At 63.1% G+C, this 23,065-nt stretch carries 26 protein-coding genes; 7 read left to right on the top strand and 19 right to left on the bottom strand.

Annotated elements, in window-relative coordinates:
- Positions 1-56 precede the first annotated feature (56 nt).
- Positions 57-572, top strand: coding sequence for an acyloxyacyl hydrolase (locus INS93_RS00405; RefSeq protein ID WP_160018511.1), 516 nt, complete (start codon positions 57-59; stop codon positions 570-572).
- 77 nt (positions 573-649) lie between these two features.
- Here the strand turns inward: INS93_RS00405 and INS93_RS00400 are convergent, their stop codons facing one another.
- The 12 genes from INS93_RS00400 to INS93_RS00340 all read right to left on the bottom strand — a co-directional run bounded on the left by INS93_RS00400 (position 650) and on the right by INS93_RS00340 (position 10,982).
- Positions 650-961: a YkgJ family cysteine cluster protein gene (locus INS93_RS00400; RefSeq protein ID WP_192979901.1), complete on the bottom strand. Its 312-nt coding sequence runs from the start codon at positions 959-961 to the stop codon at positions 650-652.
- A 156-nt stretch (positions 962-1,117) separates the two neighbouring features.
- On the bottom strand, positions 1,118-1,645 hold the full coding sequence (locus INS93_RS00395; protein WP_192979900.1) for a DUF2878 domain-containing protein: 528 nt from the start codon (positions 1,643-1,645) through the stop codon (positions 1,118-1,120).
- Positions 1,638-2,912 (bottom strand): SAM-dependent methyltransferase, encoded by a 1,275-nt coding sequence (locus INS93_RS00390; protein ID WP_192979899.1) that lies wholly within the window; start codon positions 2,910-2,912, stop codon positions 1,638-1,640. The genes INS93_RS00395 and INS93_RS00390 overlap by 8 nt, the downstream gene beginning before the upstream one ends.
- On the bottom strand, positions 2,899-3,699 hold the full coding sequence (locus tag INS93_RS00385) for a DUF1365 domain-containing protein (protein ID WP_160018507.1): 801 nt from the start codon (positions 3,697-3,699) through the stop codon (positions 2,899-2,901). The genes INS93_RS00390 and INS93_RS00385 overlap by 14 nt, the downstream gene beginning before the upstream one ends.
- On the bottom strand, positions 3,699-5,087 hold the full coding sequence (locus INS93_RS00375; protein ID WP_226945265.1) for an FAD-dependent oxidoreductase: 1,389 nt from the start codon (positions 5,085-5,087) through the stop codon (positions 3,699-3,701). The genes INS93_RS00385 and INS93_RS00375 overlap by 1 nt, the downstream gene beginning before the upstream one ends.
- Positions 5,084-5,839, bottom strand: coding sequence for an SDR family NAD(P)-dependent oxidoreductase (locus tag INS93_RS00370; protein WP_192979898.1), 756 nt, complete (start codon positions 5,837-5,839; stop codon positions 5,084-5,086). Before INS93_RS00370 ends, INS93_RS00375 begins: the two co-directional genes overlap by 4 nt.
- Positions 5,836-6,258 carry a nuclear transport factor 2 family protein gene (locus tag INS93_RS00365; protein WP_192979897.1) on the bottom strand — a complete coding sequence of 141 codons (423 nt, stop codon included), beginning with the start codon at positions 6,256-6,258 and terminating at the stop codon, positions 5,836-5,838. Before INS93_RS00365 ends, INS93_RS00370 begins: the two co-directional genes overlap by 4 nt.
- Entirely contained in the window at positions 6,255-7,691 is a 1,437-nt protein-coding gene (gene phrB / locus INS93_RS00360) for a deoxyribodipyrimidine photo-lyase (RefSeq protein WP_192979896.1), read from the bottom strand. Before phrB ends, INS93_RS00365 begins: the two co-directional genes overlap by 4 nt.
- The gene (locus INS93_RS00355; protein WP_160018502.1) at positions 7,679-8,635 is read right to left on the bottom strand and encodes a MerR family transcriptional regulator; all 957 of its coding nucleotides are present in this window, start codon (positions 8,633-8,635) and stop codon (positions 7,679-7,681) included. The genes phrB and INS93_RS00355 overlap by 13 nt, the downstream gene beginning before the upstream one ends.
- Positions 8,636-8,639: 4 nt before the next feature.
- Complete coding sequence (locus tag INS93_RS00350; RefSeq protein ID WP_192979895.1) at positions 8,640-9,590, bottom strand: DUF523 and DUF1722 domain-containing protein; 951 nt, start codon at positions 9,588-9,590, stop codon at positions 8,640-8,642.
- Between the two features lie 166 nt (positions 9,591-9,756).
- Positions 9,757-9,999 (bottom strand): TIGR02450 family Trp-rich protein, encoded by a 243-nt coding sequence (locus INS93_RS00345; RefSeq protein ID WP_160018500.1) that lies wholly within the window; start codon positions 9,997-9,999, stop codon positions 9,757-9,759.
- On the bottom strand, positions 9,996-10,982 hold the full coding sequence (locus INS93_RS00340; protein ID WP_192979894.1) for an NAD(P)/FAD-dependent oxidoreductase: 987 nt from the start codon (positions 10,980-10,982) through the stop codon (positions 9,996-9,998). The genes INS93_RS00345 and INS93_RS00340 overlap by 4 nt, the downstream gene beginning before the upstream one ends.
- 191 nt (positions 10,983-11,173) lie before the next feature.
- Between INS93_RS00340 and INS93_RS00335 the strand changes: the two genes are divergently transcribed.
- From INS93_RS00335 to INS93_RS00320, 4 genes are all read left to right on the top strand, one after another.
- Positions 11,174-12,076, top strand: a complete 903-nt coding sequence (locus tag INS93_RS00335; RefSeq protein ID WP_192979893.1) for a TIGR01777 family oxidoreductase — start codon at positions 11,174-11,176, stop codon at positions 12,074-12,076.
- Positions 12,077-12,231: 155 nt separating this feature from the next.
- On the top strand, positions 12,232-13,254 hold the full coding sequence (gene hemH / locus INS93_RS00330; protein WP_192979892.1) for a ferrochelatase: 1,023 nt from the start codon (positions 12,232-12,234) through the stop codon (positions 13,252-13,254).
- 309 nt (positions 13,255-13,563) lie between these two features.
- Positions 13,564-14,895 carry a spinster family MFS transporter gene (locus INS93_RS00325; protein WP_192979891.1) on the top strand — a complete coding sequence of 444 codons (1,332 nt, stop codon included), beginning with the start codon at positions 13,564-13,566 and terminating at the stop codon, positions 14,893-14,895.
- A 143-nt stretch (positions 14,896-15,038) separates the two neighbouring features.
- The gene (locus INS93_RS00320; protein ID WP_226945264.1) at positions 15,039-15,812 is read left to right on the top strand and encodes a hypothetical protein; all 774 of its coding nucleotides are present in this window, start codon (positions 15,039-15,041) and stop codon (positions 15,810-15,812) included.
- 5 nt (positions 15,813-15,817) lie between these two features.
- On the opposite strand, the gene INS93_RS00315 is transcribed toward INS93_RS00320, so the two are convergent.
- Together INS93_RS00315 and INS93_RS00310 are read right to left on the bottom strand one after the other, a co-directional pair.
- Positions 15,818-16,540, bottom strand: coding sequence for a substrate-binding periplasmic protein (locus INS93_RS00315; RefSeq protein WP_192979889.1), 723 nt, complete (start codon positions 16,538-16,540; stop codon positions 15,818-15,820).
- 64 nt (positions 16,541-16,604) lie between these two features.
- Positions 16,605-16,946 (bottom strand): zinc ribbon domain-containing protein YjdM, encoded by a 342-nt coding sequence (locus tag INS93_RS00310; RefSeq protein ID WP_192979888.1) that lies wholly within the window; start codon positions 16,944-16,946, stop codon positions 16,605-16,607.
- A 464-nt stretch (positions 16,947-17,410) separates the two neighbouring features.
- Between INS93_RS00310 and INS93_RS00305 the strand changes: the two genes are divergently transcribed.
- A complete protein-coding gene (locus INS93_RS00305) occupies positions 17,411-18,220 on the top strand; it encodes a gamma-glutamyl-gamma-aminobutyrate hydrolase family protein (protein ID WP_192979887.1) in 810 nt (269 codons plus the stop codon).
- A gap of 26 nt (positions 18,221-18,246) precedes the next feature.
- Here the strand turns inward: INS93_RS00305 and INS93_RS00300 are convergent, their stop codons facing one another.
- The 3 genes from INS93_RS00300 to INS93_RS00290 form a co-directional block, all read right to left on the bottom strand.
- On the bottom strand, positions 18,247-18,720 hold the full coding sequence (locus INS93_RS00300; protein WP_192979886.1) for an LEA type 2 family protein: 474 nt from the start codon (positions 18,718-18,720) through the stop codon (positions 18,247-18,249).
- A gap of 54 nt (positions 18,721-18,774) precedes the next feature.
- Complete coding sequence (locus tag INS93_RS00295) at positions 18,775-19,620, bottom strand: EamA family transporter (protein ID WP_192979885.1); 846 nt, start codon at positions 19,618-19,620, stop codon at positions 18,775-18,777.
- 121 nt (positions 19,621-19,741) lie between these two features.
- Entirely contained in the window at positions 19,742-20,548 is an 807-nt protein-coding gene (locus INS93_RS00290; RefSeq protein WP_160018489.1) for an outer membrane protein OmpK, read from the bottom strand.
- A gap of 496 nt (positions 20,549-21,044) precedes the next feature.
- Between INS93_RS00290 and INS93_RS00285 the strand changes: the two genes are divergently transcribed.
- A complete protein-coding gene (locus INS93_RS00285; protein WP_192979884.1) occupies positions 21,045-21,839 on the top strand; it encodes an SDR family NAD(P)-dependent oxidoreductase in 795 nt (264 codons plus the stop codon).
- Between the two features lie 56 nt (positions 21,840-21,895).
- Here the strand turns inward: INS93_RS00285 and INS93_RS00280 are convergent, their stop codons facing one another.
- Both INS93_RS00280 and INS93_RS00275 read right to left on the bottom strand, forming a co-directional pair.
- Positions 21,896-22,462, bottom strand: a complete 567-nt coding sequence (locus tag INS93_RS00280) for a TetR/AcrR family transcriptional regulator (protein ID WP_160018477.1) — start codon at positions 22,460-22,462, stop codon at positions 21,896-21,898.
- 29 nt (positions 22,463-22,491) lie between these two features.
- On the bottom strand, positions 22,492-23,061 hold the full coding sequence (locus tag INS93_RS00275) for a PaaI family thioesterase (protein ID WP_160018476.1): 570 nt from the start codon (positions 23,059-23,061) through the stop codon (positions 22,492-22,494).
- Between the last annotated feature and the right edge of the window lie 4 nt (positions 23,062-23,065).

Genomic DNA, 23,065 nt, shown 5'->3' with positions numbered 1-23,065 from the left:
CTTCTATATTTTTGCAACGAGCCTAATAAAAACCTCTCGCTATAAAGGAATGACTCATGAAGAAGTTGTGTGCCTTTGCTGCAGCAGCGGCCCTGACGTTTGGAACTCTGGGTACTGCACAGGCTGCGGATGTAACCGCAGCTATTGGTCAGAGTGGCGACTCCACCATGGTCTATCGGCTGGGTGCGCAGTGGGACTGGAACCACAGCTGGCTGGAGAGCAGCTATGGCCGTCTGACTGGCTACTGGGACCTGGGTTACACCTACTGGGATGGCGACGAAACGGCGAGCAATCACAGTCTGTCGTTCTCGCCAGTGTTCGTCTACGAATTCGCCGGGCAGAACGTGCGCCCTTACATCGAGGCCGGCATCGGCGTTGCAGCCTTCTCCAGTACCGATCTGGAGAGTAACGAGCTGGGCTCGTCGTTTCAGTTCGAAGACCGTATCGGCGTCGGTCTGCGTTTCGCGGGCCAGGAGATTGGTTTGCGCGCGATCCACTACTCCAACGCGGGTCTGAAGAACCCCAATGACGGCGCAGAAGCTTACACCGTGCACTACCGCATGAGCTTCTAAGCGACTATGTAGGGTGCGCCGTGGGCACTGCTGGCGGTAGCGCTGGCTCTTCGGTTCGCACGGCGCACCCTACGGGTTCAGATGTAAGCGTCGGCGATACCGCGGCGCTCTTCCAGGCATTCGGCCGAACCCAGCTCGAACTCCCGGCAGATCAGTGGGCGCACCTCGTAGATGGTGCAGCGCATGCTGTTGCGGTCCAGCGCTGCGCACCAGTTGTCGTCCAGGCGACGCATCACTTCGCTGCCCCACTGGTCGGTATCGATGAAGCGTTGCGGCACGCCTTCATCGCCGAACAGCATGACTTCCAGCTGGCAGCAGCAAGCCGCGCAGGTGCTGCAACTGACCTCGGGCTCGGTTGGCAGTTGGGTATGGGGGATGGTCTGGCTCATGGCGCGGCAGTGTACGCGATGCAGTGGATACGCGGGGTTTGGGCTGACAGGGGGCTACGCGCAGTGCCGCCATTGCTGCATGCCGGCCAGCCGTTTTTCGCAGAACCCGTGCCGCCCAGATTCGCGGCTGGGCGCCGCTCCTACAGCAGTGATCGGCTAGGCCGAGCGGCGGTTGCGCAGGCTCTGCTCGTATTGCCCGCGATAGAGTTTGGCGAAGCCATGCAGCACCGGCAGCACCACGGCCCAGATCAGCGCGAAGATCGCCAGGGTTGGCCAGGTGCCGAGCGGCAGGGCGACGCCGGCGATTTTGGCGCCGCCGTAATAGGACAGTGGTGCGGAAACCGCGCCGAGCAGGCTGGCTCGCCACCAGGGCTGGGCGGTCCAGGCCAGACAGTGATTGAGGGTGCTGGCCAGCAATAGCCAGAGCAAGGCCAGCCACAGGGGAATCAGCTGGCGCTCCTCGCCGAAATCGAACACGCCGAGGTTGAGCAGAAAACTGTCCAGCGCACTGCCGGCGAGAAACACGCTGAGCAGCAGCTTGCCTTCGGCGGCCCAGCTGCTGACCCACAGCAGGTGCACGCCAATGATCACTGCCACCACCAGCAGCCAGGGGCTGTCGCCAGCAAAGACGCAGACCAGCCAGCCGAGCTGGAACAGGAGGGCATTGGCGATCAGCTTAGGCATCGAAGTTTCCTAACAGAGGCGCAGGGCGTGCGGCCGGTTTGGCCAGCAGCAATTGCGCGGTGCCAATGGTGCGTTCGAGGAAGCCGCCTTCGCAATAGCAGAGGTAGAACTCCCACAGGCGATAGAAGTAATCGTCGTAGCCCAACTGCTCCAGGCGCTGCCGCGCGTGACGCAGGTTGTCGTGCCACAGGCGCAGGGTACGCGCGTAGTGCAGGCCGAAATCCTCCATGTGGTGCAGGTTGAAGTCGGTGTGCCGGGTGACTACGTCGAGCATCTTCTGCACCGAGGGTAGGGCGCCGCCCGGAAAGATGTAGCGCTGGATGAAGTCCACCGACTTGCAGGCCTGCTCGTAGCGCTGGTCGCGGATGGTGATGGCCTGCAGCAGCATCAGCCCGTCGGGCTTGAGCAGGCGCGCGCACTGCTCGAAGTAGGTGGATAGGAAGCGATGGCCGACGGCTTCGATCATCTCGATGGAGACCAGCTTGTCGTACTGGCCCTCGAGGTCGCGGTAGTCCTCCAGTAGCAGGGTGACGCGATCCTCCAGGCCCAGCTCGCGAATGCGTTGCTCGGTGTGCGCGTGCTGCTCGCGCGACAGAGTGGTGGTGGTCACCCGGCAGCCGTAGTGGGTCGCAGCATAGATGGCCATGCTGCCCCAGCCGGTACCGATCTCCAGCAAGTGGTCGCAAGGCTTCAGCGCAAGCTTCTGGCAGATGCGTTCGAGCTTGTTGAGCTGCGCCTGCTCCAGGCTGTCGTCCTCGTTCGCGAACATGGCTGCCGAATACATCATGGTCGGGTCGAGGAATTGTTCGAACAGGTCATTGCCCAGGTCATAGTGCGCGGCGATGTTGCGACGCGAACCCTGTCGGGTGTTGCGGTTGAGCCAGTGCAGACCCTGGATCAACGGTCGACCGAGGCGCGCCAGGCCGCCTTCCATCGCGTCCAGCACGTCGAGGTTGGCGACGAAGATGCGGATAACCGCCGTCAGGTCCGGCGTGCTCCAGTAGCCGTGGATATAGGCCTCACCCGAGCCGATCGAGCCGTTACCCGCCACCAGGCCCCAGACTGCCGGGTCATGCACCGTGATCTCGGCGCGCAGGCTGGCCTGCGGGTTGCCGAAGTGCAGGCTGTCGCCCGCCTCGTGGATGACCAGCAGGCCGTGGTGCAGGTTTTGCAACTGGCGTATCACGGCACGCCGCAACAGGCCGGCGCCGATGCCGTTGCCACTGCGTACCAGGCTTCTGGTGGAGGTCAGGCTAGAGCTCTTCATGGTGCATGTCCTTCACTTGCGGGCGGGCGACACGGAAGCTGCCTTCCGCGGGCTTGTGGTCGAAAATCGGGATGCGCTTGAACAGCAGGCGCATCGCCTGCCAGTAAATGGCGACAAGGGTCTTGCCGGTCATCCAGGGGAAACTGAGCAGATAGCGGTGCAGGCTGGCGCGGTCGAGGGCCTGGCGGTGGAGGCTGAGGCTGGCGTCGAACATCTTGGTTTCGCCCTGCCAGTCGGCCATGTGCACGCCCAGGCGTTCACCGACCGCGCTGAAACTCATGCGGTATTGCAGCTCGCGTGGCAGGAAGGGCGAGACGTGAAAGGCCTTGTCCACGCTGACCTGGTGGCGGCCTTCGCCCTCTGCCGGCAGCACGTAGTGATAACGCTCACGCCACGGCGTATTGCTGACTTCACAGAGAATCGCCATCAGCTGCTGGTCAGCATCATGGCAGTAGAAGATGCTCACCGGGTTGAAGGCCAGGCCCCAGCTGCGCGGCTGGGTCAGTACGCAGATGCGACCTTGCGGGCGCGTGCCCAGTGCCTGCTCCACGCGATCGCGCACGGCCTCCTGCAGCGCCACACCCTGGCGGGTGAACTCGGGCAGGTAGTCGCTCTCGCGGAAGGCGAAGGGCGCCCAGCGGCCGGAACCGGCCAGCTTCGAGAGGGTGAACAGTTGCGCCTGTTCGCTCAGGTCGAGGTACAGCAGACCCATGCGATAACGAAAGGCATGGGCGCGCGGGGCGAAGCGGCGATGCAGCACCCAGCCGCTGTACAGGGCGCTGTGCATCAGAGGGTTTCTCCGAAGGCGCGCGCTACACGCAGCGCACTGACCACGCCATCTTCATGAAAACCGTTGGCCCAGTAGGCGCCGCAGTAGTAGGTGTGCTGGCCGCCGAGCAGCTCTTCCCAGCGCGCCTGGGCTGCGGTACCGGCCAGGCTGTACTGCGGGTGGGCGTACTGGAAGCGTGCGAGGATCTTGCTCGGGTCGATGGCGGCCGTCTGGTTGAGGCTGACGCAGAAGGTGGTATCGCTGTCGATGCCCTGCAGGATGTTCATGTTGTAGGTCACGGCCGCCATCTGATCGGCGGATCGCTGCAGAGCTACTGCGCTCGGCCATGCTGCGTTTAAATCCGGCTCGGGATGCTCATTTACGCCGAGTAAACTGCGCTCCCTCGCCGGATTTCGCCTTGCCTGACCTTCGCTCGCTACGCTCTGAAGCGACCCGCAGGGCCCTCCCAGGCGATAGTTCCAGCTGGCCCAGGCCAGCTTGCGCTTGGGCAGCAGGCGCGTGTCGGTATGCAGCACCACGTCGTTGTTGGCGTAGGGCAGGGCACCGAGAATTTCACGTTCCTTCTCGCTGGCCTGATCGAGCAGGGCCAAGGCCTGATCGCTGTGACAGGCGAAGATCACCTTGTCGAAGCGCTCGGCGCCAGCCGCACTGTGCAGGGTGACGCCGTCTTCATCGCGCATGACGCGGCTGACCGGGCAGTTGAGGCGAATGCGCTCGGCGAAGCTGGCGGTCAACGGCGCCACGTAGCTGCGCGAGCCGCCTTCGATCACCTGCCAGGTCGGCCGGTCGCTGACCGAGAGCAGGCCATGGTTCTTGCAGAAGCGCACGAAGAACTGCAGCGGGAAACCGAGCATGTCGGCCAGCGACATCGACCAGATGGCCGAGCCCATCGGCACGATGTAATGCTCAATGAAACGGCGGCCATAGCCGTGGCTGTCGAGGTACTGGCCGAGCGTGATGTCGGCGCTGATGCGGTTGTTGGCCAGGTCGTCCAGCGACTGTCGATTGAAGCGCAGGATGTCACGCAGCATGCCCCAGAACGCCGGCGACAGCAGGTTGCTGCGCTGGGCGAACAGGGTGTTGAGGTCGTGGCCGTTGTACTCCACGCCGGTGGTCGGGTCGCTGACCGAGAAACTCATTTCGGTGGGCTTGAAGCCGACGCCGATCTGCTCCAGCAGGCGGATGAAATTGGGATAGGTCCAGTCGTTGAAGACGATGAAACCGGTATCGATGGCGTAGCTTCGCCCCTCCACCTGCACGTCGACGGTGTGGGTGTGGCCACCGATCCAGTCGCTGGCTTCGAACACCTGAATGTCGTGCTGGCGGTTGAGCAGGTAGGCACAGGTCAGGCCGGCGATGCCGCTGCCGACGATGGCGATTTTCATGCGTTGTCCTCGTTGCGCGCCATGCGGCGACCTATGGCCAGTTGCAGGCTGCTGGGCAGGCTGCCGAGCAGTTTCAGTACGGCGATGAAGGGAGTGGGAAAGGCGATCTCATGTGGGCGCTTGTCCAGGCGCGCGGCGATATGCCGGGCGGCGCGCTCGACCGGCCAGCGCATGGGCATCGGGAAGTCGTTCTTCTGCGTCAGTGGGGTGTCGACGAAACCTGGGCTGACCAGGGTGACGTCGATGCCTTCGCTGGCCAGGTCGATACGCAGTGTCTGCATCAGGTAACGCATGGCGGCCTTGGAGGCGCCATAGGCTTCGGCGCGCGGCAGCGGCATGAAGGTCACCGAGCTGCCAACGCCGACCAGGTGTGGGCGCTCGCCCTGGCGCAGCAGGGGCAAGGCTGCTTCGATGCAGTAGCTGGCGGAAAACAGGTTGGCGCTGACCACACGTTCGATCATTGCCGCCTCGAACTGGCGCACGTCGACGTATTCGCAGGTGCCGGCGTTGAGGATCACGCAATCCAGCGCGCCCCACTGTTGAGCGATGCGTTCACCGATGGCGTGTACCTGCTCGGCGTCGGTCAGGTCACCCGGGGCGACCAGCACCTGATCGCCATAGCGCGCTGCGAAGTCCTGTAATGGGCCACTGCTACGCGCGCTCAGTGCCAGTTGATGGCCGGCCTTGAGCAGTTCTTCGGCCAGTGCGGCACCGATACCGCTGCTGGCGCCAGTGAGCCAGATACGTCTCATGCCAGTCTCCGTTTCAACCAGGCGATCACGCTACCGAGCAGTGGCAGGTGTTCGTAGAGCAACGCACCGGCATCGAAATAATCGCGGTGTTGATAAACACGGTCGCGCCAGAGCAGGTGTGAGCAGCCTTCGACTGCAATTTCGGCACCGCCCCGCAGGCACGGATGGCGGTAGCGCATGGTCCAGCGCAGGTAGCCTTCGCCTTCGGCAACCTGATCGAAACCGTGAAATTCGAAATGCAGTGCCTGCACGTTGGCGTACAGCTCGGCGAAATAGCGGCGTACCGCTGTCAGGCCGTGCACCTCATGCAGCGGGTCGCGAAACAGCACATCGTCGCTGTACAGCTCGCCGAGCAGATCTAGGTTGTCCTTGTTCAGCGCGGCGAAGCGCTCGGCGAAGTCATGAAGGAATGCACTCATGCTGGAACCTCCCGCGCAGAAAGGTTCTTGAACGCCGCCAGCGCGCGCTCGCGCGAGCGCGACAGATCGACGATCGGGCGCGGGTAACCGGCGGGTGCGAACAGGCCGCCCAGAGCGGATGGATCATGAATATCGCGCTTGTTCAGCCCGGCCAGTTCTGGCACCCACTGGCGAATGAACTGGCCATCGGGATCGAACTTCTGCGACTGGCTGATCGGGTTGAAAATTCGGAAGTAGGGCGCCGCATCGGTGCCGGTGGATGCACTCCACTGCCAGCCGCCGTTGTTCGCCGCCAGGTCGCCATCGATCAGGTGACGCATGAAGAAGCGCTCGCCCTCGCGCCAGTCGATCAGCAGGTTCTTGGTCAGGAACATGGCGACGATCATGCGCAGGCGGTTGTGCATCCAGCCGGTTTCCAGCAGTTGGCGCATGGCCGCATCAATGATCGGCAGGCCGGTGCGGCCCTCTTGCCAGGCGGTCAGCTCTTCCGGGGCGTGGCGCCATGGCACCGCCTCGGTTTCCAGGCGGAAGGCACGGTGGCGAGATACCCGAGGGTAGCCAACCAGTGTGTGCTTGTAGAACTCGCGCCAGAGCAGCTCGTTGATCCAGGTGACGATGCCTGGGTTGCCACTGTCGAACTCGCCCTGATTGGCCGCGAGCGCGGCATGCAGGCATTGGCGCGGCGATACGACCCCGGCGGCGAGGTAGGCCGACAACTGGCTGGTGCCAGGCTTGGCGGGGAAGTCGCGTTCGTCCTTGTAGTAGATGACTTGCTCGTCGCTAAAGCGCGCCAGGCGCTGCAGCGCAGCCTCTTCTCCGGCGGGCCAGAGCAGGCGCAGGCTGTCGCTGGGGATGGCGAAACCCTCTACGGTTTCGGGAATGGCGTCACTGCTGATGGCCAGCGGCGTTTGTGCCTTCGGTGCTGAGACCAATGCCGGCAGGGCGGTGTGCAGGCGCTCGTAGCACACCTTGCGAAACTGGCTGTAGACCTGAAAGTAGCCGCCGGAGCGGGTCAGTACGCTGCCAGGTTTGAAGAACAGTTGATCGAGGTGGCTGTGCCAGGCGATGGCCTGCTGGCCGAGGTAGGCGCAGACCTGTTGATCGCGCAGGCTCTCGTTGATGCCGTACTCCTCGTTGACGTGCACGGCGCTGATGTCGTGTTCATGACAGATCTCGGCGACCTGCACCGGCGCCTCGCTCCAGTCATGGCAGTGACGCACCAGCAGCGGCACATTGAGCGCTGCCAGGGCTTTGCTCAGCTCGGCCAGGTTGCGCAGCCAGAAGTCCACCTTGCTCGCAGCATCGTCATGGCGCTGCCACTGGCCGGGCGTGACGAGATACAGGGCGATGGTCGCGCCGCTGCTCATGGCGCGGCTCAGGGCGGTGTTGTCCTGGGTGCGCAGGTCGCTGCGAAACCACATCAGTTGCTGCATGGGGTGACCTCTTGGGCGCCGAGCAAACCGTTACGGAACAGCCAGGCGTGCGCGGCGAGCGGGTCGCTGGCCGACTCCAGGCTGGTCAGCGAGTCGCGGTGAATGTGGGCGGCGGGGCCAGCTAGCAGCAGTGGCACCGGGCATTGTTCGGCCAGGCGGGGTAACTGGCGGCGCACCAGGGCGCCGTCCAGCGCTTCTTCGGCGTACAGCAGCACGGCGCGCGGGGCGATGTGCTCCAGCGCCGTCAGCAATTCATTGGATGGTAGCGGCCAATCGAAGACCTCCACCGGGCAATCGCTGGCACTGGCCAGCCAGGCGCACAGCCACAGGCCCGGCTCCATTGGCGCCTCACCGAGGTTGATCAGCAACAGTGGCGCGCCGCCGACCTGGCGATTGCAGTGATAGATGCGAGTGGCCAGCTTGCTGCGTAGCCAGGAGAGGAAGAACACCTGCTCGGCACGTGCGCCGAACTGGCCTTGCCAGCGCTGACGCAGATCACCAAGCAGCGGCCACAGCAGTTGCTCGACCAGGGTGCTGGTCGGGTAGAGCGCCAGGGCCGAGTTGAAGCGATCATCCAGACGTCGCTCGTTGAACTGGACGATGCAACCAAGCAGCTCGTTGCGTTGCCGTGACCAGTTGTCGGTCTGGGTTGCTTGCGGCACCTGCTCATGGTCGAGCAGTGCCTTGACCTGGCCGACGGCAACGCCGCGAGCCAGCCAGGCGAGAATGGCGTTGATGCGTACGAGGTTGGCCGGTGAATAGAGACGGTGCCCCTTGGGCGTGCGGTAGGGCACGATCAGGCCGTAGCGGCGTTCCCAGGCGCGCAGGGTCACGGCGTTGATACCGGTGCTGCGTGCCACCTCGCGGATTGGCAGGTAGCCCTCGTCGAGCGCCTGGCGGTAGTCGTGGCCGGTTTCTTCTTCGGCGATGGTTTCGCTGGTCATGGCATCACAACGCGTTGCGCAGGCTGAGTGGCTCGGGGTGCGGCTGCAGGTACGCCTGCCCGGCGATATAGCGATCCGGGTGACGGCGGAAGTGGTGCTTGAGCAGCGTCAGCGGTACCACCAGCGGCACGATGCCCTCGCGGTATTGACCGATCAGTTGCTGCATCTCCTGCTTGTCCTCAGGGCTCAGGGTGCGTTTGAGGTAGCCGCTCAGGTGCTGCAGCACGTTGCTGTGGGTGCCACGGGTGGCGCATTTCTTCAGCGCGCTCATCAGCTCGCTGAAATAGCGCGGCGCCAGCTCGCCCAGATCGTGCTGGCTCAGGTCGCCGAGCATGCGTCCGAGCGTCTTGTAGCGCACCGGGTCGGTCGCCATCAGCAGGTACTTGTAGCGCGATTGGAAGGCGATCAGGGCGCGACGCGTCAGGCCTTGCTGCAACAGACGCTGCCATTCGGCGTGGGCATAGACGCGGGTGATGAAGTTCTCGCGCAGCACCGGATCATTGAGGCGGCCGTCTTCTTCCACCGGCAGATCCGGATGCCGCGCGCAGAAGGCCGCAGCGAAGATGCCGCGCCCCGGCTCGCTCGGGCGTCCGCCTTCCTGATACACCTTGACCCGTTCCAGGCCGCAGGACGGTGACTGCTGCATGAAGATGTAGCCGCTGATGCCCTGCAGCTCTGTGGCCATGCGTTCGCCGTAGGCGGCCAGGGCATCGGTGACGTCGCGCGAGCGGTCGACGGTGCCGACCGCGCGCGGCGCTTGTGGGTCGCCGACCAGGCGAATCGGCTCCCGAGGAATCGACATGCCGATGCCGACTTCGGGGCAGACCGGGATGAAATCGAAGTGTTCGGTCAGGCTGCGGCTGCATAGGCGCGACAGTTTGTGGCCACCGTTGTAGCGGACTTCGGCGCCCAGCAGGCAGGCGCTGATACCTAGTTTGGCTTTGCTCGCTTGCATAACCTGACCTCGTTAGACCTTGTACATGAAGTGATCCATGTACAACTTGTGTCTATCATAGGTGCGCGGTTATACAAGTCAAATACTTTGTATAGGTTTGGTATTGGTTTTGCTGTGCGGGCAGGCGGCGTCAGTCGAGGGGCCGCCGCCAGCTATCGCGGGAGGGTCAGCGCCAGCCTTGCAGCCAGCGTTCGCTGTCTTGCAGCTGGCGCCAGTCGAGTTGCTGGCTGCGTTGCGTGAGGACCGCCTGAAGCTCGACGCCGAGGATGTTGTCTTGCTCGTCGCGGATCAGCTCGGTCACCAGGAAATGCCGCTCGCGGTTCTGCGGCTGCGCGGCTGTCCATTTCGACAGCAGCAGTTTGCGCGGGTTGAGGCGACGTTTGTCAGGCCTGTTGCTGGGCTGGCTCATTGCAAGTGCTCGAGCAGACGACGCGCAGCATCCTGGCCGCTGAGCCAGGCACCTTCGACCCGCCCCGACAGGCACCAGTCGCCACAGGCATACAGGCCCAGATCGGCATCGGCCAGCGCCCCCCACTGATGCGCCTGTGCCGGGCGTGCATACAGCCAGCGATGGGCGAGGGTGAAGCTCGGTGGCGGCACGGCGCAGCCGATCAGCTCGGCGAAGGCGCCGTGCAACTGCTCGATCACCGCTTCCTTGGGCAGATCGAGATTCTGCCGGCTCCAGGCGCTGCTGGCGTGCAGCACCCAGGTGTCGAGATGGTTGTCGCGGCCAGGTTTGCTCGGGTTGCGCGCCAGCCAGTCGAGCGGACTGTCCTGCACGAAGCAGCCCTCGACGCGAGTGTCCAGGGGGCTGTCGAAACCCAGTGCGACCGCCCAGGTCGGGTCCATGATCACGCTCGCTGCGGCGCCAGCCAATTTCGGTGCGGCCGCCAGCAGGGCGCTGGCTTGTGGGGCGGGGGTGGCAACGATGACGTGGCTGTAAGGGCCGTGGCTGTTGCCTTCGGCATCCTGCAGGCTCCAGTAGCGGTCGCCACGGAATACTTCGGTAATGCGGCAGCTGAATTTGACCGGCAGTGCTCCGAGCATGGCGCGGGTGATCGCGCTCATGCGCGGGCAGCCGACCCAGCGCACTTGCTCATCCGGCGAGGCACTGAGCTGGCCGTCCTGAGCGTTGTACAGGCTCGGCTGCCATTCCGCGACCCAGCCGCGGGCCTGCCATTGCTGCACCACCTCGACGAAGCGGCGGTCACGTGCGGTGAAATATTGCGCGCCAAGATCCAGGCTGCCGGCGTCGCTGCGCTTGCTTGCCATGCGCCCGCCACTGCCACGGCTCTTGTCGAACAGTTCGATGTCCCGGCCAGCGGCGTGCAGGGCCTGGGCAGCGGATAGCCCTGCGATGCCGGTGCCGATGATGGCGATGGGTGCGTTCATGGTTACCTCGTCAGCGCTGAATGCTTTACAGGCTAAGGCTTGGACAAAAGCTATACAAGAGTGTTTTCATGTACAGCTGTCGCCGAAAGCGGCGCTCCCTTGCTTTAGGTTTAGGACAAACGCGGCACGTATGCGCGTCATGAACCAGACTAAAGGTGAAGTTTCTTCCATTGCCATGCGAGGACGATGCCATGCATATCCTGCTGACCGGCGGTACCGGTCTGATCGGACGCGCGCTCTGTGCACACTGGGCCGAGCAGGGCCACCGCCTGACGGTATGGAGTCGTGAGCCGAGCAAGGTCGCCCATCTCTGTGGGGCCGATGTACGCGGCATTGCCCGGCTCGAGGAGCTGGGCGAAGAACCGCTGGATGCGGTGATCAACCTGGCCGGCGCACCCATTGCCGACCGCCCCTGGAGCAGCAAGCGCAAGGCGCTGCTGTGGGCGAGCCGTATCGGTCTGACCGAGCAGTTGCTGACCTGGCTGCAACGGCGCCAGCAGCGTCCTGCAGTGCTGCTGTCGGGCTCGGCAGTGGGTTGGTACGGCAACGGCGGTGAACGTGAGCTCAGTGAAGATACGCCGCAGGTCACCGATGATTTTGCCGCGCAGCTGTGTGGGGCCTGGGAAGAAACTGCACAACGCGCCGAGGATCTGGGGGTTCGCGTGGTGCTGCTGCGCACCGGCCTGGTGCTGAGCCCTGAGGGTGGCATGCTCAAACGCCTGCTGCTGCCGTTCAAGCTCGGCCTCGGCGGCCGCATCGGCGATGGTCGACAGTGGATGCCCTGGATTCATATCGCCGACCAAATCGACCTGATCGATTTTCTCTTGCAGCAGGGCGACGCTCGCGGTCCTTATAATGCCTGCGCGCCATTACCCGTACGCAATGCCGAGTTCAGCAAGGCGCTGGGCCAGGCTCTGAGCCGCCCGACCATTTTCCCGGCGCCGGCCTTCGTCCTTCGTGCTGCACTCGGCGAAATGTCCGAGTTGCTGCTCGGCGGCCAGCGTGCCGTGCCGACGCGGCTGCTGGAGGCGGGTTTCAGTTTTCGTTTTACCCATCTGGATGTGGCCCTGGCGGATTTGCTGGGCCATCAATGACCGCAGGCAGTTGTAAAACTACCTGCGTTGCCATTGCAGCGTTAAAAACAGGCTCGGAATGCTCATTTACAACACGTAAACTCCGCTTCCTCGCCTGTCTTTGCCTTGCACTGGCTGCCTCGCTAACGTTTTTCAACAGCCTGCTAGGATTTCGCATGACCGATCACGCATTGTTGCTGGTTAACCTGGGTTCGCCCGCGTCCACCGAAGTAGCCGATGTCCGCCGTTACCTCAATCAGTTCCTGATGGACCCCTACGTGATCGACCTGCCGTGGCCGCTGCGTCGTTTGCTGGTGTCGCTGATTCTGATCAAACGCCCTGCCGCATCGGCGCACGCCTACGCCTCGATCTGGTGGGACGAAGGTTCGCCCCTGGTGGTCATCAGCCGCCGTCTGCAGGAAGCGATGAGGGCGCAGTGGACTCAGGGCCCTGTGGAGTTGGCGATGCGTTACGGTGAGCCGTCCATCGAGTCGACCCTGCAGCGTCTGGCCGCGCAGGGCATTCGTGAGGTGACCCTGGCGCCGCTGTATCCGCAGTTCGCCGACAGCACCACCACCACGGTGATCGAAGAGGTCAAGCGGGTGGTGCGCGAGTGCGGTCTGGACATGCGTCTGTCCACTCTGCCGCCGTTCTACGATCAGCCGGAATACCTCGACGCCCTGGTGGCCAGTGCCAAACCCTATCTGGAACAGGATTTCGATCACCTGCTGCTGAGCTTTCACGGCCTGCCGGAGCGCCACCTGCACAAGCTCGATCCCAGCGGTCATTGCCTGAAAGGCCAAGATTGCTGCCGCAGCGCTTCGCCCGAGGTGCTCGCCAACTGTTACCGCGCGCAATGCCTGCGCAGTGCGGAGCTGTTCGCTCAGCGCATGGGCCTGCGTCCTGAGCAATGGTCGGTGAGCTTCCAGTCGCGTCTGGGCCGTGCCAAATGGATCGAGCCCTATACCGAGGCTCGTCTTGACGAGCTGGCGGCGAAGGGCGTGAAGAAGCTGCTGGTGATGTGTCCCGCCTTCGTTGCCGACTGCATCGAGACCCTGGAGGAGATAGGTGACCGTGGCCGCGAGCAGTTCGTCGAGGCCGGTGGCGAGAGCCTGCAACTGGTGCCGTGCCTGAATGATCATCCTGACTGGGCAGCGGCGCTGAAGGTGCTGTGCGAGCGGGCGCCGCTGATGATCTGAATGCCTGCTCAGGTAAACAGGCGCTGCAGCCAATGCCGGTCAGAGACTGAGCCGTAGGAGCCGGCTTGCTGGCGATCCGCTCAAAAAGCATCGCCGGCAAGCCGGCTCCTACAGATTCGCTTAACTGACGGGAAGTACGCTCTGAGCGACTATCGAGTTTCGCTACCGAGCCATTCGCCCTTGCGGGTATGAAGCATTCGCCGGCCTGATAACACCTTCGAGCGATACTCACCACCGTTTATATCGTCCTAAGCTGACGCTTCTTTCAACCGTCGCGCGTCGCGTTCTGCGGTGCCGAGGAGAGCGTCCGTGCATAACAACAATAACGGCTATCCCTCCAGTGCCCGAGCCTGGGCTACTGTTGCCATCCTGATGGTGGCGTACGTCCTGTCCTTCGTCGATCGGCAGATCCTCAATCTGCTGGTCGAGCCCATCCGCCGCGATCTGGCGATCAACGATACGCAGATGAGCCTGCTGATGGGCCTCTCGTTCGCCCTGTTCTACACCGTGTGCGGCATCCCCCTGGGGCGTGTGGCCGATACCCGCAGCCGGCGCGGGCTGATCGCCGTCGGCATTCTGTTCTGGAGCGCCGCTACCGCCGCCTGCGGCATGGCCAAGCTGTACTGGCAGTTCCTGTTGTGCCGCATCGGTGTGGGTGTGGGCGAAGCGGCGCTGTCGCCGGCTGCTTATTCGCTGATTGCCGACAGCTTTCCTGCAGAGCGTCGTGCCACGGCCATCAGCGTCTATTCCATGGGCGTCTACCTCGGCTCAGGCCTGGCCTTTCTGGTCGGCGGCCTGGTCATTCAGTTCGCCTCGGCACAGGGCGATGTGACCCTGCCGGTGCTGGGCGAAGTGCGTCCCTGGCAGTTGATTTTCCTGATTCTCGGTGTGGCGGGTGTGTTTTTCACCCTGTTGATGCTGGCCATCAAGGAGCCTGTCCGGCGCGGTGCCGGTGCGGGTGTCGCGGTGCCGCTGAGCGAAGTGGGGCGCTACATTCGCGCCAATCGTCGTACCGTGCTGCTGCACAACTTCGGTTTCGCCGGGCTGGCTTTTGCCGGTTACGGCAGTGCAGCCTGGATACCGACTTTCTACATCCGTACTTATGGCTGGGACGCCGGCCAGGTTGGCATCGTCTACGGCAGCATCGTCGCGGTGTTTGGTTGCCTGGGCATCGTCTTCGGCGGGCGCCTGGCAGACTGGATGGCCAAGCGCGGGCGCAGCGACGCCAACATGCGTGTCGGTCTCTACGCCGCACTGGGCGCTCTGCCGATGGTGGTGCTGTTCCCGGTGATGGAGACCGCCTTCTTGGCCAGCCTGCTGCTGGCGCCAGCGGTGTTCTGCCTGAGCATGCCGTTCGGTGTGGCGCCAGCGGCGATTCAGGAGATCATGCCCAACTCGATGCGCGGCCAGGCTTCGGCCATCTATCTGTTCGTCATCACCCTGATTGGCCTGGGTGTTGGTCCGACCGCCGTGGCGCTGGTGACCGACTTCGTCTTCGCCGACGACAGCGCGCTGCGCTACTCGCTGCTGATCGTCACCACCCTGGCGGTTCTGATGTCGATCATCCTGCTGTCCAAGAGCCTCAAGCCCTATCGCGAGAGCGTGACACGGTTGGAGCAATGGGCCGCCAATCCAGCCTGAGCGGACGCATTTTTCTGCCGTGCCGAGCATTGTTCGGCACGGTTTATGCGCCAGGGCACAGGCAGTATGGAATTTTTACGCTTTACTCAGGTTCTGAGTGTTGCGTGCGCCACTGGGGCGCGTGCCAGCCAGGGAACCTCTGTATGGGAGCGAGGCCAGCGTCTGCTGCACAGGGCAGGCCATTCGACAGCTCAATATGTTGGCAACGGTCAGTGCTGCCGGTGCTGGCTGCGCTGTTGCTGTTGAGCGGCTGCAGCGGCCGTCTGGATAACGAATCCATCGTTCACACGCGTAGCCCGATCAAGCCTGCCGAGGTGCTGCAGACCGACGTCGATCGCATGGCAACCCTGGCCATGCGTAACAACCTCAACAGCCTGTATCGGCTGATGAACAAGCTGTATCAACGTAACCCGCGCGAGTGGCGCAAGAATTCCCTGCCTGACGCCGCCGCTGCCGAACGCGCCATCCAGTACGCCATCGAACACAATCAGGATTGGCCGACATTGGGCGGTCGGCGTGATGTCGCGGCGCTGGATTACTCACTTAGCTCGGGATTCCAGGGCGATCGCGTAGCGGCCTTCACCTATGCCATCGGCAGCATGCTGGTGACGGCTCACGGTGGCCGTACCGAGTTCTACCTGACCGACAGCTTCAACGCGCAATTCATCCATAACGCCGCACGCAATCTGGAAAAGGCCGGCTGGATGCTCTCGCAGCGCCGTGATGCCACGGGCCGGCTGCTGCTGCTATCCAACGAGTTCTCCGAACAGGGCAACAACCTCAGCTATGCGGTGGAGTTCGGCAAGATGGTGGCGCGTCTCGATCTGCTCACCCATGTGCTGGAAGAGCGCTACCGGCGCATGGGGGCCAATTATGCACAGAGCCTGTTCCTGCTGAATTTCCTGCCGGTGCAGTAGCGGTGTCACTGATTCCAGCGTTGCTGAATTTCGTCCAGCTTGCCGGACTTGCGCAGGCGCACCAGCGCCTCGGAAAACTGCCGGGCGCGTTCGGTATCGCCTTTGGCGAAGGCGACAAAACGCGGCATCTGGATCAGCGGGCGAGGTAGCACGCGCACCTGCTCCAGAGCGCGCTGCTCACGGATGAAATAGAGCAACTGGGTATGGTCGCCGACGATGATGTCGATGCGTCCGGCCAGCAGCATCGACACCAGTTGCCGTGGGTTCTGCGCGCTGGTGTCTCGGGCCAGGTCGGCGCGGTCGAAATCCTCTTCATAGGCATAGCCGCGAACCTGGCCGATCACGTAGGGTGAAAGGTCATCCAGCGTCTGCCAGTCGCTGATCGCGGTCTTGGCGGTAGTCATGAACACGGTCGAACCACTGCGCAGCGGACCGACCAGCTCGTATTGCTGCTGACGTTGCGGCGTGCCGGCGAACTGGAAGGCCATCTGTACTTCCCCGCGGTCGAGCATGCGCTTGACGCGTTCCCATGGGTAAAGACGGATTTCATAGGGTACCTGCGCTTCGCGCAGTACCGCGTCGACCAGTTCGACGTCGAGCCCGCGCGGCGTGTCGTCCTCGGCGGTGACGAAACTGTAGGGGGCGAACTGTTCGTCGCCCACTACCCGCCAGGGCTGTGCTGCCAGCGAATGGGTCAGAGCCAGAAGAGCGAGCAGCAGATAGCGCATGGTGGCGTTCCTCATGACCGGCCTGTCTTCAGGCTAGTCAATTTCTGCGAGGGACGGGTGTGAATCAGACCTTGCGCACGAACTCGGACTTGAGCTTCATCGCGCCTATGCCATCGATCTTGCAGTCGATGTCGTGATCGCCGTCAACCAGGCGAATGTTCTTCACCTTGGTGCCGACCTTGACCACCAGCGACGAGCCCTTGACCTTGAGGTCCTTGATCACGGTGATGGTGTCGCCGTCCTGCAGCAAGTTGCCGACCGAATCCTTGATCACCCGCGCGTCATCGCCGCCGTCGGCCTTCTCGCCGGCTTTCCACTCATGGGCGCACTCGGGGCAGACCAGTTGGTCGCCGTCTTCGTAGGTGTATTCGGAGTTGCATTTGGGGCAGGGCGGCAGAGCGGTCAAGGGGTGTCCTCGGTGCAGGTGAGAAACCGCAGATTATATAGGGTTTTGTTCACGGGCGCCGCTCTAGGACGTGGAGTCTTGAGAGACGGGTGTTTAAAATATTGGACTTATTGGCGGCAGGTTATTTGCCGGAATTACCTGTAGGCGCCTTTTGAAGGGCATTTCGTCGATGTGTGATAAATGGCTTGCTGGAAAATTTCGAGTGGATTTGTTTGACATATTTTACGGCTCGGGCAGACTGGATGCAGATTCCGTTGCCGAACCGGGTAACGGGCAGCATCGCTGCAGCCTCCTCTCCGGATGGAGTTGACCCGGTTCGAGCCGCCGTCGGAAGGCGACACTTTGGCTCAGGATGAGTCTCGGTGCACGGAGTTAGCCAAACAGGCCATGGGTGACAAGCAGAGCCTTCTGCTTGGCATCGGCTTGCACAGCAACGATAGGCCCGGCCTGTCCCAAGGTGACGTATGTCCGACAACAAGATCCGCAGTACTCCCAGCAAGAACAATCTCCGCAAGCCCGTCGTGTTGATGTCCATGGGCGCTCAAGAGCGCAAGGGCCACGACTATCAAGTAATGACTCACAAATACATCCAGCCTCTGGTCGAGTTCTCCGGTTGCATGCCGGTGCTGGTTCCCACCTGCTGCGGCATCGAGGATCTCGAGCAGTATCTGGACATGGCCGATGGTGTTTACCTGACCGGTGCCGGCAGCAACATCGACCCGGCGCTCTATGGACAGGAGAACGAAACGCCGAACAAGGGCCAGGACCGCGACCGCGACCTGTTCGATCTGCCGCTGGTTCGTGCCGCCATCGCTCGCGGTCTGCCGATCTTCGGCATCTGCCGTGGCATGCAGGAAATCAACGTGGCGCTGGGCGGCGACATCTACCAGAAGGTCTACGCCGAGCCTGGCTTCAACGACCATCGCGAAAACCCCGATGATCCGGTCGAGGTGCAGTACGCAGCCAGCCATAGCGTGCGTCCGGTGGCTGGCAGCTGGTTCGCCGAGCTGATGGGCAAGGACGAGATTCAGGTCAACTCCCTGCACGGCCAGGCCATTCGCAACCTGGGCAAGGGACTGGAAGTGCTGGCTACCGCCGAGGATGGCCTGATCGAGGCGATCCACGCGCCGAGCCTGTCGCCTTTCCTGTTCGCGGTGCAGTGGCACCCGGAATGGCAGGCGGCGAAGAACCCGGATTCGGTAAAGATCTTCCAGGCCTTCGGTGAGGCCTGTCACCGCCGAGTTGCTTCGCGCAACAGCCGCCAGGCGGCCTGATCGCCCTGTAATCGCCGGCTCCTGCTTCAGTAGGAGCTTGGCGGTTGCGGCCAGTTCAGGATACCGCTGTCGCTGAAGCGGCGGGTGCCGAACAGGCCGTCGGCGAGCTTGCCACGCAGCATGTAGGGCACTTCCTGGCCAGGTTGATAACCGGCCACGCCCCAGGCCTGACGCATCACCGAAAACGCTGAAATACTCACCGGCACGCTCAATACCGTCTCGCCGAAACGCGGCACGCTGCCGCTCTGGTCGCTGACACCACTGGCCAGCGGCTGGCCGTTCACGTCCAGATCCAGTGCCATGCCGTTGAAACTCACCGCGCTGTCATTGGGGTTCTGCACCCGTAGCTTGACCGCGAAACGCACCTCCAGGCCCTGACCGGGCAGGGGTTCGAGGCCGACCAGATCGACCCGCAGCGGGTCACGATTGCCCAGGCTGGCGCAGGCGCTCAGGCCTGCTGCAAGCAGGGCAACGAGACAAAGACGAAGCAGAGGGTGCATGGTGATCTTCCCTGGACATGATGGGTTCAGGATAGAAGACCACTGCACGCGCCGTTAGCTCCCGGCACGTTGCCGGCTGCCCAGTACCAGCGCGATACCGCTGAGCACGGCAACGGCGCTAAATGTCAGGCGCAGCGACAGCGCTTCGCTCAGCAACAGGCTGCCGCCGAGCGCGGCGAGAATCGGCACACTCAATTGCACCGTGGCGGCCTGGCTGGCGCGCAGGCCGGGCAGGGCGCTGTACCAGATGGCGTAACCGACGCCGGAGGTCAGGGCGCCGGACAGCACAGCGTAGAACAGGCCAGGCCCATCCCAGTTCAGTTGCGGCAGCAATGCCAACGGCAACAAAACGGCAAGCGGTGCTGCGCGCAGGAAGTTACCGGTGGTCACCGCCAGCGGATCCCCCTGGCCGCGACCGAGCAGCGAGTACGCGCCCCAGGCAACGCCGGCCAGCAGCATCAGCAGTGCAGCCAACAAAGGGGGCGCAGTGGCGCCGGGTAGCAGCAACGCCAGCAGGCCGGCCGTGGCCAGCGCCGTACCGAGGCTGGCGCCCAGCCCCAGACGCTCACCACGTAGCAAGCCCCAGAGCAGCATGCTCAACTGCACGGCGCCGAACAGCAGCAGGGCGCCGACGCCGGTATCCAGTTGCAGGTAAGCAAAGGAGAAGGCCGCCGCATAGGTGAACAGCGCCAGCGCACCAGGCCAATTGCCGGCGATGGGTTGCCCGGTTTGCCTCAGCTTGAGCAGCAGCCACAGCGTCAGGGCGCCGGAGAGCAGGCGGATAGCCGTGAAACTGGCCGCGTCGATTTCCGTTTCACGCAGCGCCAGACGGCACAGCAGCGAGTTGCCGGCGAAGGCCAGCATGGCGAGGCAGGTAAGCAGCAGGATACGCGGTGGCATCGTCCATCCTTGGGTGAAGGTCTGGTGATGCCGGGCAGCTAAACACGTCAGGCCGGTCAAGGGCATTGGCAGAAGGTCGCAAGTTGCTGCGACCTTGGCCATTCAAGCTTGATGGCGTGTCTCAGAAGTGCGCCTTGACCAACAGGCTGGCGGTGTTCTGGTCGGTCGAACCCACGAAATTTTCGCTGACGAAACCGCCGTCCTTGATGCCGTACTTGTTCTTCCAGTAGTCGTACTCGATACCCACGTACAGCTGCTTCTCGCCCCACTTCAGCGCCTTGCCCAGGTCGTACTTGATCTGCGGGTTGAAGTGCAGGTTGGCGTGGTAGTCGCCGCGGCGATTGCTGTCGTTGTCCACCACCCAGTCCATGAAACCATCGATGAGAATGTCCGAGTCGCCCACCGCAATGGTGTAGCTCCACACCGGGGTGATCTGCCAGACGTTGCTGCCGGCGCGGCTACCGTCGGTGGTGCGCAGGTAGGTGTTGAGCTGGAAGTAGTCGAAACCGGGGATATCGAGGTCGATCGCCGGACCGATCAGGTAGGAGTCGACGTCGTCTTCACCGAACTCGTAGGTGGTGGAGATCAGCACGTCCTTGATCGGGCCGAAGGAGAAATCGGTGCCGGTGAGCTTGCCCAGCGAGAAGCGCGGGCTGAATTCGCCGTAGAAGGTATGGCCGTCACCGGCGCCATTGGTGGCGTCGGTGTTGTACTTGATCACGTCGACGAACAGGAACAGGTCCCCAAAGCTCCAGCCGCTGGCGTGCTCGAAGGTGACGGTCTGCTGAATCTCCGGGTCGATCTTGAAGTCCTGGCCATAGAGGTAGGTCAGGCTGTTGTTCTGCCACTGCAGCAGATCGCCGGCGACGGCCTGACCGCCTGCCAGCAGACCGCCGGCGAGCGCCAGCGAAGAGAGAGTGCGATTCATGGAAGCTCCTGGTGGTTAAGACGTGTCGTTATGGTTTTTGTGGCTTGCTATCCCTCGCGGGCCGTCGGCGTAGCCGACGTCAAAAATCGCTCCCGGCGATTTTTTGTGGCCTGCCATCCAAGGCGGACAGCCTTCGGGCCGTCGCAGATCGACGTTTAAAACACTCCCGGCATTCTTAAACCTGTCCGCCTGGTCAGGCTGGTGCTGTTAGAGCAAAAACGGCGCCAATTCTCTTTATTGCTCATATCCGTTGTAAATCAATTGGATGTGAGAATTTTTCAGGCTCACTCAGGTACATGTGCTGCACCGTTTTCTGACCATAAGGACAAAAACGGCCATAACTTGGTGCGCAACCGTTTGGCGGTTGCGGCGATGCTTTTTCACAGATGTGCTTGATTATTTTGATTATGACCGTAATTCAATATTTAAATTATGATCATAATCTCATCGGTGAGAGGATCTCCTCTCACTCATCACGCCACCCAGGAGACTTGCCATGAATGCCCAATCCACCCTCGGAACCGCTCTGGTCACTGGTGCCTCGTCCGGCATCGGCGCCACCTATGCCGAACGCCTGGCCCGACGTGGTCATGACTTGCTGCTGGTGGCGCGCGATGCCCAGCGCCTCGATGCGCTGGCCAAGCGCCTGGGCGCCGAGTACGGCGTTGCAGTCGAGGTGATGCCGGCGGATCTCACCAGCAAGGCTGATGTGCTCAAGGTGGAAAAGCGTTTGCGCGAGGACTCGAGCATCGCTTTGCTGATCAACAACGCCGGTGTCGCAATGAACGGTCCGCTGGCTGCTGCGGACCTGGACCAGGCCGAGACCATGATCCAGCTCAACGTCGTGGCGCTGACGCGTTTGGCTGCCGCGGCTGCGGCCAATTTCTCCACGGCGGGGCGTGGCGGCATCATCAATCTTGGTTCGGTGGTGGCGCTGGCACCGGAGATGTTCAATGCGGTGTACAGCGCGACCAAGGCCTATGTGCTGAGCCTGACCCAGACCCTGGCAGGTGAGTTGCGTGGTTCGGGCGTGCAGGTGCAGGCGGTCATGCCGGGCGTGACGCGCACCGAGATCTGGGAGCGCAGCGGTACCGATGCCTCTGCGCTGCCGCCGTCGATGATCATGGAAGTGGGCGAGATGGTCGATGCGGCGCTGGCCGGCTTCGATCAGGGCGAACTGGTGACCATACCCTCGCTACCGGATGCAGCCGACTGGGACGCCTTCGTCGCTGCCCGCGCGGCGCTTGGGCCGAACCTGTCGCGCGACCAGGCGGCTGCGCGTTACAAGTGATATCAGATGGTTCGAGCGGGCGGTAGGGGGCGCCGTGCGCACCGCTTGCCTGTCTGCTATTGGCCCTGCGTTTGTTCGATCAACAGGCGACGGGTCGTCTTCAGCAGGCGGTCGGACAGCTCCGGGTCCTTGACGCTACGCGATAGCAGCAGGGCGCCGACCATGGTCGAGAGCAACAGCACGCTCTGCTCGGCGGCATCATCACCACCGAGGTTGTTCTCGATCAGGGCCAGACGGTCGCGCACCAGGGCGTCAGTGGTTTCGCTGGCCTCGCCACGCTGGCCCAACTCGGCGGACATGGTTGGCAGTGGGCAACCACTGCCGGGGTTGGCGCGATGCGCGCTGGACAGGTAGCTGGCGATAAAGCGTGGCAGCGGTGCCTCGGCATCCTTGGCCAGCGCCTCGGTGCTGCGGGAAAGTTCCTCCACAGCATGGCGCAGAGCATTTTCCACCAGATCGTCCTTGGACTTGAAGTGGGCATAGAAACCGCCATGGGTCAGGCCCAGTGCCTTCATCAGCGGCTGCAGGCCGGTGGCGCCGACACCATCGCGGCGAAAGCGCAGGGCTGCCTCTTCGATGATGCGTTGGTGGGTCTTGGCCTTGTGGTCTTCCGAATAGCGCATGGGCTTTCTCGTCTATCAGATGCTGGCTGTCATCTTACACTTGCGTCGCTGTTCTGGCGCGGCGCGTTCATGTCGAGAATCAGGCAGGTGGTGGAGGCGACGGCGTAGAGGCGCTCGTCGACGTCGTACAGGCGGCCTTCGGCCAGCGCGGTGGAGCGGCCGACGTGGATGATGCGGCCTTCGGCGCGTACCGGACCGACTTCGCTGCGCAGCGCGCGGATGTAGCTCACTCGCAGGTCCGCAGTGGTGTAACCCTGGCCTGTCTTGAGCAGGGTATGCACGGCGCAGCCCATGCAGGAATCGAGGAGTGTGGCGATGTAGCCGCCATGCACGCTGCCCAGCGGGTTGTAGTGGCGCTGATCGGGCGTGCCCTGGAAGACGAACAGGCCGCTGGCCCATTGCACCGGGGTGAAGTCGAGCACCGCGTTGATCGGTGGCGAGGGCAGGTCGCCACGGCCGATACCGTCGAAGAAATCCATCGGCGTCATGGCGGCCACTTCCGCCAGGCTGAGGGTGCCGGGAGCGGCGAGCTGGTTGCGAATGGCCTGTTCCTCGGCAATCCAGGTGGCGAGGCGGGCGTCTCGGGATAAGGCGGTCATGCTG

Origin of the sequence: Pseudomonas sp. EggHat1, from assembly GCF_014892995.1 — a bacterium.
Classification (GTDB): domain Bacteria; phylum Pseudomonadota; class Gammaproteobacteria; order Pseudomonadales; family Pseudomonadaceae; genus Aquipseudomonas; species Aquipseudomonas chaetocerotis.
Note: the sequence above shows the minus strand (reverse complement) of the source record. Positions and strands in the feature narration are given on the sequence as shown.

What these genes read in the sequence shown, in the direction of transcription:
- INS93_RS00385 (WP_160018507.1), bottom strand. Translation starts at nt 3,699, where the DNA reads ATGCACAGCGCCCTGTACAGCGGCTGGGTGCTGCATCGCCGCTTCGCC.
- INS93_RS00345 (WP_160018500.1), bottom strand. Translation starts at nt 9,999, where the DNA reads ATGAGCCAGCCCAGCAACAGGCCTGACAAACGTCGCCTCAACCCGCGC.
- INS93_RS00370 (WP_192979898.1), bottom strand. Translation starts at nt 5,839, where the DNA reads ATGAGACGTATCTGGCTCACTGGCGCCAGCAGCGGTATCGGTGCCGCA.
- INS93_RS00355 (WP_160018502.1), bottom strand. Translation starts at nt 8,635, where the DNA reads ATGACCAGCGAAACCATCGCCGAAGAAGAAACCGGCCACGACTACCGC.
- INS93_RS00315 (WP_192979889.1), bottom strand. Translation starts at nt 16,540, where the DNA reads ATGCGCTATCTGCTGCTCGCTCTTCTGGCTCTGACCCATTCGCTGGCA.
- hemH (WP_192979892.1), top strand. Translation starts at nt 12,232, where the DNA reads ATGACCGATCACGCATTGTTGCTGGTTAACCTGGGTTCGCCCGCGTCC.
- INS93_RS00305 (WP_192979887.1), top strand. Translation starts at nt 17,411, where the DNA reads ATGTCCGACAACAAGATCCGCAGTACTCCCAGCAAGAACAATCTCCGC.
- INS93_RS00300 (WP_192979886.1), bottom strand. Translation starts at nt 18,720, where the DNA reads ATGCACCCTCTGCTTCGTCTTTGTCTCGTTGCCCTGCTTGCAGCAGGC.
- INS93_RS00390 (WP_192979899.1), bottom strand. Translation starts at nt 2,912, where the DNA reads ATGAAGAGCTCTAGCCTGACCTCCACCAGAAGCCTGGTACGCAGTGGC.
- INS93_RS00350 (WP_192979895.1), bottom strand. Translation starts at nt 9,590, where the DNA reads ATGCAAGCGAGCAAAGCCAAACTAGGTATCAGCGCCTGCCTGCTGGGC.
- INS93_RS00320 (WP_226945264.1), top strand. Translation starts at nt 15,039, where the DNA reads ATGGGAGCGAGGCCAGCGTCTGCTGCACAGGGCAGGCCATTCGACAGC.
- phrB (WP_192979896.1), bottom strand. Translation starts at nt 7,691, where the DNA reads ATGCAGCAACTGATGTGGTTTCGCAGCGACCTGCGCACCCAGGACAAC.
- INS93_RS00285 (WP_192979884.1), top strand. Translation starts at nt 21,045, where the DNA reads ATGAATGCCCAATCCACCCTCGGAACCGCTCTGGTCACTGGTGCCTCG.
- INS93_RS00335 (WP_192979893.1), top strand. Translation starts at nt 11,174, where the DNA reads ATGCATATCCTGCTGACCGGCGGTACCGGTCTGATCGGACGCGCGCTC.
- INS93_RS00395 (WP_192979900.1), bottom strand. Translation starts at nt 1,645, where the DNA reads ATGCCTAAGCTGATCGCCAATGCCCTCCTGTTCCAGCTCGGCTGGCTG.
- INS93_RS00365 (WP_192979897.1), bottom strand. Translation starts at nt 6,258, where the DNA reads ATGAGTGCATTCCTTCATGACTTCGCCGAGCGCTTCGCCGCGCTGAAC.
- INS93_RS00340 (WP_192979894.1), bottom strand. Translation starts at nt 10,982, where the DNA reads ATGAACGCACCCATCGCCATCATCGGCACCGGCATCGCAGGGCTATCC.
- INS93_RS00280 (WP_160018477.1), bottom strand. Translation starts at nt 22,462, where the DNA reads ATGCGCTATTCGGAAGACCACAAGGCCAAGACCCACCAACGCATCATC.
- INS93_RS00275 (WP_160018476.1), bottom strand. Translation starts at nt 23,061, where the DNA reads ATGACCGCCTTATCCCGAGACGCCCGCCTCGCCACCTGGATTGCCGAG.
- INS93_RS00290 (WP_160018489.1), bottom strand. Translation starts at nt 20,548, where the DNA reads ATGAATCGCACTCTCTCTTCGCTGGCGCTCGCCGGCGGTCTGCTGGCA.
- INS93_RS00375 (WP_226945265.1), bottom strand. Translation starts at nt 5,087, where the DNA reads ATGAAAATCGCCATCGTCGGCAGCGGCATCGCCGGCCTGACCTGTGCC.
- INS93_RS00295 (WP_192979885.1), bottom strand. Translation starts at nt 19,620, where the DNA reads ATGCCACCGCGTATCCTGCTGCTTACCTGCCTCGCCATGCTGGCCTTC.
- INS93_RS00405 (WP_160018511.1), top strand. Translation starts at nt 57, where the DNA reads ATGAAGAAGTTGTGTGCCTTTGCTGCAGCAGCGGCCCTGACGTTTGGA.
- INS93_RS00400 (WP_192979901.1), bottom strand. Translation starts at nt 961, where the DNA reads ATGAGCCAGACCATCCCCCATACCCAACTGCCAACCGAGCCCGAGGTC.